Source organism: Halodesulfovibrio sp., from assembly GCF_025210605.1.
Lineage (GTDB): Bacteria > Desulfobacterota > Desulfovibrionia > Desulfovibrionales > Desulfovibrionaceae > Halodesulfovibrio.
Window position 1 is genome coordinate 1 of record NZ_JAOARI010000030.1, and the last position, 11752, is coordinate 11752.

The 11752-nt window shown below is 43.9% G+C and carries 7 protein-coding genes, 4 tRNA genes and 1 CRISPR repeat array; of the genes, 5 read left to right on the top strand and 6 right to left on the bottom strand.

The window, feature by feature from the left end; genetic code table 11:
• Window positions 1-60 precede the first annotated feature (60 nt).
• A tRNA-Pro gene (locus N4A56_RS11300) sits at window positions 61-137 on the top strand.
• A 160-nt stretch (window positions 138-297) separates the two neighbouring features.
• Entirely contained in the window at window positions 298-981 is a 684-nt protein-coding gene (locus tag N4A56_RS11305) for a DUF554 domain-containing protein (RefSeq protein WP_295547377.1), read from the top strand.
• A 156-nt stretch (window positions 982-1137) separates the two neighbouring features.
• On the opposite strand, the gene pcp is transcribed toward N4A56_RS11305, so the two are convergent.
• Window positions 1138-1806, bottom strand: coding sequence for a pyroglutamyl-peptidase I (gene pcp / locus N4A56_RS11310; RefSeq protein ID WP_295547380.1), 669 nt, complete (start codon window positions 1804-1806; stop codon window positions 1138-1140).
• 408 nt (window positions 1807-2214) lie between these two features.
• Here pcp and N4A56_RS11315 point away from each other — a divergent pair.
• From N4A56_RS11315 to N4A56_RS11325, 3 genes are all read left to right on the top strand, one after another.
• Window positions 2215-2291 (top strand) — tRNA-Pro (locus tag N4A56_RS11315).
• A gap of 181 nt (window positions 2292-2472) precedes the next feature.
• Window positions 2473-2549, top strand: a tRNA-Pro gene (locus N4A56_RS11320).
• Window positions 2550-2730: 181 nt separating this feature from the next.
• Window positions 2731-2807, top strand: a tRNA-Pro gene (locus N4A56_RS11325).
• 238 nt (window positions 2808-3045) lie between these two features.
• A CRISPR array of direct repeats spans window positions 3046-4395; the repeat unit is 28 nt; unit sequence TTTCTAAGCTGCCTGTGCGGCAGTGAAC.
• 128 nt (window positions 4396-4523) lie between these two features.
• On the opposite strand, the gene cas6f is transcribed toward N4A56_RS11325, so the two are convergent.
• Genes cas6f through cas3f form a run of 5 tightly spaced genes read right to left on the bottom strand, consistent with a single transcriptional unit; the run spans window position 4524 to window position 11604 of the window.
• Complete coding sequence (cas6f, locus tag N4A56_RS11330) at window positions 4524-5081, bottom strand: type I-F CRISPR-associated endoribonuclease Cas6/Csy4 (protein WP_295547383.1); 558 nt, start codon at window positions 5079-5081, stop codon at window positions 4524-4526.
• A gap of 3 nt (window positions 5082-5084) precedes the next feature.
• A complete protein-coding gene (csy3, locus tag N4A56_RS11335) occupies window positions 5085-6077 on the bottom strand; it encodes a type I-F CRISPR-associated protein Csy3 (protein ID WP_295547384.1) in 993 nt (330 codons plus the stop codon).
• A gap of 21 nt (window positions 6078-6098) precedes the next feature.
• Complete coding sequence (csy2, locus tag N4A56_RS11340; protein WP_295547386.1) at window positions 6099-7013, bottom strand: type I-F CRISPR-associated protein Csy2; 915 nt, start codon at window positions 7011-7013, stop codon at window positions 6099-6101.
• Window positions 7010-8341: a type I-F CRISPR-associated protein Csy1 gene (gene csy1, locus N4A56_RS11345; RefSeq protein WP_295547390.1), complete on the bottom strand. Its 1332-nt coding sequence runs from the start codon at window positions 8339-8341 to the stop codon at window positions 7010-7012. Before csy1 ends, csy2 begins: the two co-directional genes overlap by 4 nt.
• Window positions 8342-8355: 14 nt before the next feature.
• Window positions 8356-11604: a type I-F CRISPR-associated helicase Cas3f gene (gene cas3f, locus N4A56_RS11350; protein ID WP_295547392.1), complete on the bottom strand. Its 3249-nt coding sequence runs from the start codon at window positions 11602-11604 to the stop codon at window positions 8356-8358.
• Between the last annotated feature and the right edge of the window lie 148 nt (window positions 11605-11752).

The following is an 11752-nucleotide window of genomic DNA, read 5'->3' on the forward strand; positions in this document are numbered from 1 at the left end:
ATTTTTCTGCATTTTTTACTTGCATGTCATTCAAGTTTTCCTTAGTAATCTTTTCCGCGACGGAGAGTGGCGCAGGTTGGTAGCGCATCTGGTTTGGGACCAGAGGGTCGCAGGTTCGAATCCTGTCTCTCCGACCACGAATTTTAAGCTCACAGCACATGCTGTGAGCTTTTTTTGTTTCCACTCTCACCACATCGAATAATTCACACTCCTTCCTATAAAAAGCTTTTATTTCGAAACAATACGGCGTATCTACTCTCTTTGTTACAATCTTGTCATTTTTCGGGAGTATTCACTGTGGTTTTGCCTATCGGTTCTTTTTTTAATGTTGCCTGTATTGTCCTTGGGGGCGTGTGCGGTCTTGCTCTTGGTGGTCGACTTCCAGAACGCGTTCGAAACATTGTATTTTCTGGACTCGGATTATGTGTTCTCATCATTGGCATCCAAATGGGAATGCAAAGCAAAAACCTCTTAGTGCTCGTATTCAGTGTATTACTTGGCTCTATCACTGGCGAACTCTTAAATCTCGAAAAAAAGCTTACGCAAGCCGCCGACAAACTTAAGAACCTTATTCGATCAAATAATTCAAAGTTCACAGAAGGCTTTGTTTCCACCTCTGTTCTCTTCTGCATCGGCTCAATGGCTATTTTAGGATCTTTTGAAGAAGGGTTACGCGGCGACCACACCATCTTGTTCACAAAGGCAATTCTTGACGGTTTCGCAGCTATGGCGTTCGCCGCAACATATGGAGCAGGCGTACTTTTTTCAGCCATCCCTGTTTTTGTCTATCAAGGCAGCCTCACTGAGCTGGCAACCTATCTGCAACCAATTATGACCGACACCATGATGACAGAACTTACAGCCACCGGTGGCGCACTTATCATCGGGATAGGAATAAATCTGCTTGAGCTTCGAAAAATCAGCCTGACAAACATGCTCCCCGCCTTACTGTTTGCCCCGTTGTTAGCTGCATTTTGTTAATGCAGGGCTGCCTTCTAGCTCTACGCACAATTACGGCACAACTCTTTTCTCATGTGCAGAAAAACCACAGAGGTATATGTTGCCGTGCGCCCTATGCACTCTTTTCTATTGAAGTTTCATCACACTTACCCTGTCGAGCATTACCGAAAATACATATTAAATCTGCCAGCACGAAAGCACTGGGGCATCGACATCCCGCTCATGCTCCATTGCAGCTTTAATCCCCACTGTCAGCCCGCCAACAGTCGTTTCTAATGACATACTTGGCTTGCCAAGAAACGCGTCCGTTGCAGCAACTTCCGGCAACGTAGGCAAATGAATCCAACCAGCTCTTATAGGAAGGTGACTCGCTTCTATGTAGTGCAGAACACCATACATAAGATGGTTGCACATCAAGGTTCCAGCGGCATCAGAAATATCTGCCGGAAATCCCGCTTTTCGCATCGCCAAGACCATCGCACGCAATGGCAACGTTGAATAATACGCCGCTGGTCCTCCGGGAACCACAGGCTCACCCTGCTGCTTTAAGCCGTCGTTATCCTGAAGCCCATACCGAGTTGAATCACTGATATTTTGCGCAATACGCTCAATTGTGAGCATAGCCCTACCGCCAAACTCACCAAGCATTATAACCATCACAGGTTCAAACTCTTTAATCGCCGTTATCACCGTATTAATGCATTTAAACCAGTAACTCGGCGCTTCTATACCAACAACACGCGCACCAGCTATATTCATACCATCCAAAGCTCTTGCTGATTGATTCGCAGGATTCACAGGCGTAATTCCGTACGGTCCGAAGCCTGTAACTAAGATTGTATCCATCTAATTGCTCCTTGTTGCACTGATCCCCAGACACACCCGCCACACTTTAGTGCGGTATTCTAAGATCACCTCTGCACCAATAGTAACACTAGAGCATACAAAATTTCGTTACAAGAACACTACCCAATCTATAACTTCCAAATACGGCTTTGAAAAAACGAATGATCCTATTTAAGCGAATTATAACTATAAAATAATCAAAGTATCATGCATGGCTTACTCATTTTTTTCTTCCTACGGCTTCTTTATTTTTTAAAAGTTCAAAAGTAGTTACTTAGCAACACGTACTTCGTTACAATACAACTTACATTGACCTTCAAAGCTATCTGCATTTTTTGCATCTTTTTTATCTTTTTTGCATTTTTTACTTGCAAGTCTTTTCAGTTTTCCTTACTTACTTTCTCGCGACGGAGAGTGGCGCAGGTTGGTAGCGCATCTGGTTTGGGACCAGAGGGTCGCAGGTTCGAATCCTGTCTCTCCGACCACGAATTTTAAGCTCACAGTACACACTGTGAGCTTTTTTTGTATGAACTGCTTCCCAGTATCAAAAAAAGCAGCATCAGTTCACCTTTTCCAGAACAAGTCACAGAAAGATGGGGGAAATTTTATAAATTTGCATTTTTTACTTGCAAGTCCTTTAACTTTTCCTTACTTACTTTCTCGCGACGGAGAGTGGCGCAGGTTGGTAGCGCATCTGGTTTGGGACCAGAGGGTCGCAGGTTCGAATCCTGTCTCTCCGACCACGAAATTTAAGCTCACAGTACATACTGTGAGCTTTTTTTGTATGAACCGCTCAACAGTATCAAAAAGAGCAGCATGCAGTTCACCTTTTCCAGAACAAATCATAGAAAAATGAGGGAAATTTTATAAATTTGCATTTTTTACTTGCAAGTCCTTTAACTTTTCCTTACTTACTTTCTCCGACGGAGAGTGGCGCAGGTTGGTAGCGCATCTGGTTTGGGACCAGAGGGTCGCAGGTTCGAATCCTGTCTCTCCGACCACGAATTTTAAGCTCACAGTACACACTGTGAGCTTTTTTTGTATGCAACAACCAAAGGACACCAAATAACCGTCCATCCCGCCAATCTACTTTTCTATCAGCACCCTACTTTTTTACAGTTCTATAAGCTGACACTCAAGATGAAATTTTTGCACTCTCGAAATGAGAAAATATACGAATTAAAAAACTGTAAGAAATTACCAACAGTTTTTTTGTCTATCTGTCTTAATCGAAAAGACATTTTTAGCTGCCTGTGCGGCAGTGAACGGACACTCCCACCCTTGTTGCGCCCATCCTTCATTTCTAAGCTGCCTGTGCGGCAGTGAACCTCTTGTTGCGTACATTAAGAACAGTCCTCGCTTTCTAAGCTGCCTGTGCGGCAGTGAACCCCGATGAATTGAACCGTGCGTTGCGTTCGCTTTTCTAAGCTGCCTGTGCGGCAGTTAACATGACTATAGAACGGGCGTTCCACATCTAATTTTCTAAGCTGCCTGTGCGGCAGTGAACTCCTAATAAGAAAATCATTGACACCTACCGTTTTTCTAAGCTGCCTGTGCGGCAGTGAACAAACACGGCAGGAATTAGTGGATTACGTTAATTTTCTAAGCTGCCTGTGCGGCAGTGAACAATCAATGGACGATTGAGTGATTTCAGGATTGTTTCTAAGCTGCCTGTGCGGCAGTGAACCACCAGCAGGGGGTAACATAGCAGGCAATTCAGTTTCTAAGCTGCCTGTGCGGCAGTGAACGGGTACCATTTTAGAGATGGAATTTCGTTCGATTTCTAAGCTGCCTGTGCGGCAGTGAACATTTTTTATATATTTAATGAACGCTTTTGTTGTTTCTAAGCTGCCTGTGCGGCAGTGAACATTTCCGACGCACTCAAACGCGCGCCTTTACATTTCTAAGCTGCCTGTGCGGCAGTGAACAATAAAAAACTCATTTCGCGCCCTATTCCTGATTTCTAAGCTGCCTGTGCGGCAGTGAACATGGGTTGTCACATTGACAGATACTCCGCCATTTTCTAAGCTGCCTGTGCGGCAGTGAACACCATTCACCGCTACAGAGCGCTCTACGTTCGTTTCTAAGCTGCCTGTGCGGCAGTGAACGTGTAACTCCGTTTAAAACTGGTATTTTTCATTTTCTAAGCTGCCTGTGCGGCAGTGAACTCAGCATGAGTACAACCTTTTTCTGTGCGCGATTTCTAAGCTGCCTGTGCGGCAGTGAACGAAAAATAACACGGTGGTAGGTCAGTCCTATATTTCTAAGCTGCCTGTGCGGCAGTGAACGTGACGGGACACATTACGACATTGGCAGCGATTTTCTAAGCTGCCTGTGCGGCAGTGAACAAACACACGAAATCGTATTGATTGATTTTATCTTTCTAAGCTGCCTGTGCGGCAGTGAACTAACCGGAATACGCGCTGTGAGTGTTCCGTCAGTTTCTAAGCTGCCTGTGCGGCAGTGAACCCCGATTTAGCCTCAGGGGATGATGTAAAATTTTTCTAAGCTGCCTGTGCGGCAGTGAACTTCAGGGAGTGCTTTAGCGAGTGCAGCAAGTGTTTCTAAGCTGCCTGTGCGGCAGTGAACTGTAAATCCTTTTGTATATCCCTTAGTGTATCAACAGATTAGGGAAAAAACATCATTTTACCCTTTTTTAAACGCCATTCAAAATACCCTTTAAATTAAGCATGTTACAAAATGCGATAAAAAAAGGGTTAAAACCAAGGGATCGTCGCTGTAGAGCTAAGTCCATAGGAACTAAACGCTCCAGAAACAGCTTCTTTTTGAATAGCTCCGTGGGCAATGTAAATTCGCATCATGCTATTCGTCGAAAGGCTACGTAGTTGGATATACGGATGCGTCAGCATATCACTACCACGCTCTTGTATTGCTTCCTGTGCAGCCTCTTCTGTGAGCCACCCTTTTGCTACAGAACGCTTACGTTTATTGTGTGCACTTTTTTTCTGCACACGCCTTACTGTTCTATACCGTACAGTATCTTTCGGGACTGGTTTAATGGAAGATTGTTCTACATAGTCACGTAAACCCTTCATCCAATTATCACACAATAAAAGTTCCAGCTTCTGTTGTGTGCCATGCAAACGTAGAACAGCCCCCAAACAACATGCCGTTACTTCAGGAAAACTTACTCCAATTTGCTTTTCACCATATGCTCCAATTTGTCGATGGAGTTTAGCAAAAAGATTATTCATAAGCATGGGGGAAGAAAATTCCAAATCTGGAAGCACCGTGAAGTCAAGGTAATAATCCATTACTTACTCTCCAAAAACTCCACCTCTAATGAACATTGCCATAATGTAGTGCTGCTGCTCTACAGAAGGAGCTTTATCCTTAAGCAGCCAGTTATCCAGCAAAGTATAAAAATCCTGCTTAGGTTTAGGCTGCCGGTATGCCTTACCCCTGTTGGTAACTGAGCCAAACGGCTCTACAGCAATGGGACCGACTTCTTCAGCTTCAGGATACCATGTATCAATGGTGCGAAGAGCATTCCCAATTTTCTGAGAATGCATAGCTGCCACGCCATTAAGCTGGTATAGATGCTTACTCTTATCACCCTTTTCAAGCACTAATTCCTGAGAAGGAAATACCGTTTGTGCAGCACCAAGCTTAGTAAAAGCATGCACATGAAGTAATACAGTTTCTTCGCCCTTCAAGCCTTTCTCAATAGCAAGAGCAAGCTCTTTCACGGCTTCCTCTTTACCGAAACTACGCAATGAATAGCAAAGGCTGTCAAAAACCCATTTTTCATCACCCAGCGACACCCTGACTTCAACCTCTTCTGCCCCTACTCTGTTGCGCCATAAGAAACGCCCATTAGCAATATTTTGTGCATAGCGGGAAGCAAGTTCACTGAATCCGTGTTCCGCAACATAGCCTTCTATAAGAGAAGAAAGCGCTTGCTGGTACTCTGGGCTATTGCAAGTAGATGGTACTTCTAATCCACCAAGCACGCGTAAAGAAAAATGAACATGCAGCGTGTCAGCATCAAAAGGAAGTGCTGCGGTATCCACAGTTTGTAAATTGGCTTTTTGAATTTCAGCATCAAGCTTTGCAGAGTCACTCGCAATAGCTTTTTTCAGCCTATTAGAAATAGTACCGCGTACAGCTTTTTCTGTAACCAGAATGGGCTGCCATGCAGATGCCGTATCACGAGCATCCCAATCGCCAGCACTGAATATCGCATCGGAGCAAGCGAGTTTACTTTCAAAAGCTAACACAGATGGAGTAGATAATTTCTTAGTAGCCATGAGATATTCTCCTTAATATGATTAGTCTTCTGTAGGTTCGGTAGTTATATGAGGAGCACAGGTGCAAACGTAATATGGGTCGTCGTATTTATATTCCCAAAGGACCTCATCCATAGAGTTAATTCTGGAAGGGCTAAGCCATTCGGCAATACTAAATACGGCTTCAACAAAGCTGAAGGGAACTGTTGCATTGCGTGCATTTAGTACGCTACCGGGTTCACAACACTCAGTAAGCCGCTTGTAACCAATAGTAACTGGAACGAGGTACCCTTTTTCAGGCTTTTCTAGCCGGTTCCATTCTATCTCGTTGTCTGGGTGCTCTACGCATTCACGCTGAATTGTGACAAAATCTAGCCAAGCCTCCAGCATGTTTTTTGAATGTGCATGCTCCTGAAAATGCTTTTGAAGATAGTCTGTCCTATCTGCAAGAAGAAACCCCGGAAGCAACGGACGCAACAATTTACGAATATCTGTATCTTCGTCTGGCATAGCAGAAGCATAACAACGACCAATTGTGGTGATTCTTCCTCCTGCCAGTTTATGCTGCTGCGCCAACTCGAAAAGATGTGAACAAAATTCATTTTCTTTTTCAGTATTACCAGCAGACAGATTTTCGCATTCGATAATAAGCGATACCGTCATATGCATGCGTCCTTCTTCTACTATTGGAGCTGTGGCACCTGTTTTGAGAAGAGGATTACGGGTTTGCGAAAAAGCCCAGTCACTCCAATAACCAGCCTGATGTGCGTGTATCTGATGGTCGTGCGCCATTACACTGCATCGAGTTAACGTTACACCGTGTGTTTTTTCTGTAGAGCGGGATAATGCATGCACAAAACCTAAAAACTGTGTGATAGCAGGAAAACCATACGTGAACCCTGCAACCGCGTTAGCATTTTCAACACGTATATTTTTCAGGATGAGTAACGAGCTCATACGTCGCCCCCTTCTGGAGTACCTGTTTCACGAAGTCCCTGAAGAAAAGCTTTTTTCCACACAGATGCCTCAACCATTGCAAAGTGCATGTTTTTTTCTTTTGTCAATTTCATCAGCTTGTCATTAAGCCATTGTGCAAAGCTACCTGCAACAGCATCTTTCCATTTTGCCTGCTCATACCGCATCTGATGTTTAGGATTAGTATTAAATGGATCGAGCCACAGCCTTTGGGCGGCAGGAAGATTGCTCGCGCTGCTCCAACCTGCTGGGTTCTGCTGCTGCACCTGAATAGCGCAAACAAGAATATGGTCGATAATTTCATCCACAATTCTTTCCCTGTAAGCACGCATAGGCTTGTTGCTTTCTTTTTCAAATACAGAGCACAGAAACGTTCCTAATCTATTGATATGATGATCTGTCGCTTTCCAGACTGGATACGATGCAAAAAAACTGTTCTGCATTGCAGGAAATCTATTTCTGCTTTTCCACTGTGGTGGTTTACAAGACAGAAGGTATGACCTGCCGCCGCGTTCAGAGTTTTTTTGCGATACATTTTGCGGCTTAGTACCACCATGGTTCATTACAGCTAAATCCGGAAAGTACGTAATTTTGAAATCAGATTGGGCGTTATTTTTCTTTGCTTCGCGCGCCTCCTTCGCTTCCTCACTGTATCTTGAGTGATGTATAGCGTCATAAAGGCTTTGCGAAAGCGCAGAAGAATACAACGGGCTAACTAGATGATACTCCCCTTTTGCAACAGGAAAATATAACTGTTTTGCATAAGTGTGGCTTGTTGGAGACGAAAGCAGCAAGGCTTTAGAAAGCCCCTCGCCCCATTCTTTCGCCAGAGCTTTATCGTCTGTAAAACCTTCAAGTGCAGAATAGTCTTGCTCTGCAAGCATGCTGGCAAGTGTGACTCCACCTGCTTCAAGTTGTAGCAGTTTTGCTACATCTAGCGCAGCAGCATTGCCTACAGCATCTACACGACACTGTGCCAATGCATCTGTGGATACGTATGCATCTTCCTTGCAAGATGAAAGAGCCAGTAAACTACTCCCCTTAGCAGACGGATGTGTAAATTTGAGAGCATGCGTTACAATATTGGTTTGATGAGCTCGTTTGGCTGCATCGGTAAGCCATGCAGGAACAGTAAACTTCTCAACTAGCCCTTCCTCTTTTAGTGAATACTCACTATCTACTTCTGCAAGAACTTCAGGGCTAGAAGCAGCTTTACGCTTTTTATCTCGTTCTTTATAAAGAGCAGCAAGCTTTACTTCCTTTCGATCAGACACATAACTACTTATTTTCTCTGCTAATGCAGCACTCATACCTCCTCCTTAAGTCATACATAGTCCAAATAATCCCCTGAAAAAATGCCTAGCATCGGATGATACAGGTACTGTTGACCATCTTTTTCAACACGTAACGAAACAATACCGTATCGAACATTCACGTAATCAAGTGTGTTAGAAAATATCGTTGCAACGTCAGCGTAGATTTCACTTGGATCAATAGTTAGCCAAGCCTGATTACGTTCATCAATATCAAAGTCATCCCAAAAAATAATACGACCATCTTCTTCATATTTAGACGAAGTGACATCAAAGCTTTGGAAACTTGTATCACCACCTTCGTCTACAAAAAGAAAATAGTCGCATGTTTGCTTAGAATTACGAAACGGCTGCTGCACTTGGATTTCACCAAAAAGATGGGCATGCATATGCAGCCACCACGGTGATGCGTTTTTGTTTTTATTAGTAAAAAGAAACTGATTAAGCGCGGTATGCTCGATATTGATAAACTCGTTCTGTTTATCGGCAAAGTTTGGTTTCACAACTCGCGGTGCAGCCGAAATATGCTTATACGAAGCTTCCTGAAGTATTTTCGATAAATCATGAGAAGGTAGAGGCACTTTTTTTGATTCAAAACCCGGGTCTTTAAAACAAACATTTTCGCCCATTACCCCTTGTATATTATGACTTAACATCACAATATTCTCTTGTTCCGGTTCAATTTCACGGTGTCGTTGAACGCGCCCTGCAAGCTGAATGATGGAACGCATGGAGCTTGGCTCTGCAATCGCCCAGTCATAGTCATGATCGCGCCCTACTTCTACAACAGGTGTCGCCAGAACAATAAAAACCTGATTTTTTTCGGGATACTTTTCTAAAGCCGCCGCAACTTCTTCTTGCTCAAAGACGGAAACTGATTGGTTGCGTTGCAGCGTGGCATCAAGCCTTTTTTCTATATGAGAACGGATAGCAAGCGGCAGTTGGCTGTGGTAAATACAAAAATGAAAACGGTAGTTTTCTTCGGGTGCTTGTTCGAGCAAATTGACTGCCACGGCAACCATTGGTTTAATATTCGCCATGCGTACCACACCAAATGAAACACGCTTACCGTTTGCAGCCTGTAAGAAATGTGCATCATGCAGTGTATGCACTTCATCACGGATAGCGCTTGCTACAGTCGAGACTGCTTCAAACTTCGACTGAGCTAATGATGGTTCCAAAGCATGAATACGTGCCTTGCGTAGTGAAGCACATTTTTTCTTAAGACTCGCAACGCGCTTATCAACAAACCGTTCATGATGTCTGGTAAAGTTAGCTCGATCTGCACATTCTACAGTCTCGGCACGAAACTCATCAAACCACGCACAGACGACTTCGGACGACTTCCCATCAATGTTTCCACTAAAGTGAGATCGTCCTTGCTGGTAGGCTTCAAATAAGGCTTCTATGAGAACAGGCGGAAGTGTCGCTGACGCAAGAAGTACTCTGGAACCAAGTAATCCAGCCCAGTGTACTAATCGGCATAATGCGGGCAAATCTTCAAGTCCGAAGTCATCCGGCTCATCCAAAACAAGGTCACTGGTGAGTAGGCGCAGCATAGGCGCAATCTGCCTTCCCCCTCGAATTCCTTCAGTAGCAGTAACAAGGTGGTCGATAGTGCTTATGGAGATTGGGGCACTAACAAGCCTGTGTAGCCGAGGGCTTCGCTTAAGCCAGTCCGCGAGGTAGCCTTTGTCCAACGCACCGCCATACGAAACATAAAGATGTTCTGCCAATTCTTCAGCAGACTCATTTATTCCATCCGCTTTATCTATATCACGCATAGCAGAATGCAGCTCTTCAATCTGCTGAGACCCTATAGTGACAGCAATATCTTCAGAATCTAAATTCAGACGTTCCCGAAGAGCATCGCCTGTTTGAAGTGTGAGAGTCCGCAAGCCAAGGGCAATACTCATTCGGCATCCGCGTTGCGGATTACTTAAGCCATATATGATACGGGCATTGGCAAAGGTTTTTCCGCAGCCTGTCGATGCCATATTCACACCGAAGAAGCCTTTTTGCTCTGCGGCATGGCGCACACCACAGGCAAGATCATACGCTTTATCCTGCCATCGAAATTTTTGATTTTTATTACGCTTTTTGAAGCAAGAATGACGGGCAATAGCAGGTAGATACTGTCGTAACGAAGGTAGCCTTCGTGCAATGCTGAATGCATTAAAACCTACACCAACAAGGTGTTCATCCAATTTTTGCTTAGCGTTGCCTGTTTCTCTATCTGTGTTTGCTAAAAGCTGTATATTGGGATCTTGCCAACCTTCTGTTGGAGCAGACGCGGAGTAACAATGGTCGGACAACATAAGACAAAGCCGAGCCATATGCAGTGGGAACGGTGAACCCAGCGTGCATTGTTCAAAAAAAGCGGAGGAACGCAATGCCCACTGAGCAAGTTTTGTAATTTTTTTCTGCCATTGAGCACCGGTAGGGAGACCATGTGAAAAAAAACAATTTTGGTTTAACGCTGTATTACTGTCTAATGTCTTCAGGTTATTTGAATTCCACTCATAATTGAAATTCTCTAACCACGAGTCCAACCCACTAAGCTCTGGTCTGCGGTTTGAACTGCCATTGCCCCGATTATAACAAGTGAATGATGGTAAACGATGATGCGAAACAATAAGCCACGCAACGCACTGGGCGACAGGCGACATATTAGAGAAAAAATTGCTGCCAACCTGATAATCAACTGAAGCCGTCAGGTTAGAAAATACATCTGCTCCGCTTGCAAGCTCTTGAAGCCATTCGCGATCTTGTTTGCCGTGTACAAAAACTTTGAACAATAAAAAAGAGAGCCACTCATGTCGATGTGGCTCTCTTCGAATACTGCTGGAATGCAACTTACACTGGAATAGATCATTTGCTTTGCCGAAGTCATGAAACATGCCCGCAATACCTGCCAGCAAGGCAAATGAATATGCAGAATCCCATGCAGATTCATGTTCTTTTCGCAATACATTGGTACGTGTGACATTCGTCGGTACTGTACCATCAATATTAAATTTGCGAACAGAACCAACAACCCACAGTAACTCAGTTTGATTTTTCCCCCTCACCCAATGGCAAGCTACAGCGGTATTACGACGTGCAGTTTTTTTCAAAAGTTTTCGCAGAGTCTTCAACCCTTCTAACGTTATGGGCGTTTGCCACACTCTGTCGCCTTTTCGCTCTGCAAATTGGTCGAGAACTCTACGTGTTTCCGAAAGAGCTTGCTTACTACATTGTGAGATGAGAAGAATGTTCATGGTATTTATCGTGTGGCATTTGCTAAAAATACTAGGTCAATCTGTTTGACCATAATTCTTAGTATCGTTCAGATATGGCAATTACTATTACTTAAAAAATTTTGAATAATACATTATAGAAAAACACATTGCCCTGCCATTATTTTCT

Coding starts and splice junctions, on each gene's coding strand:
- pcp (WP_295547380.1), bottom strand. CDS start 1,806: ATGGATACAATCTTAGTTACAGGCTTCGGACCGTACGGAATTACGCCT.
- cas6f (WP_295547383.1), bottom strand. CDS start 5,081: ATGGATTATTACCTTGACTTCACGGTGCTTCCAGATTTGGAATTTTCT.
- csy3 (WP_295547384.1), bottom strand. CDS start 6,077: ATGGCTACTAAGAAATTATCTACTCCATCTGTGTTAGCTTTTGAAAGT.
- csy2 (WP_295547386.1), bottom strand. CDS start 7,013: ATGAGCTCGTTACTCATCCTGAAAAATATACGTGTTGAAAATGCTAAC.
- csy1 (WP_295547390.1), bottom strand. CDS start 8,341: ATGAGTGCTGCATTAGCAGAGAAAATAAGTAGTTATGTGTCTGATCGA.
- cas3f (WP_295547392.1), bottom strand. CDS start 11,604: ATGAACATTCTTCTCATCTCACAATGTAGTAAGCAAGCTCTTTCGGAA.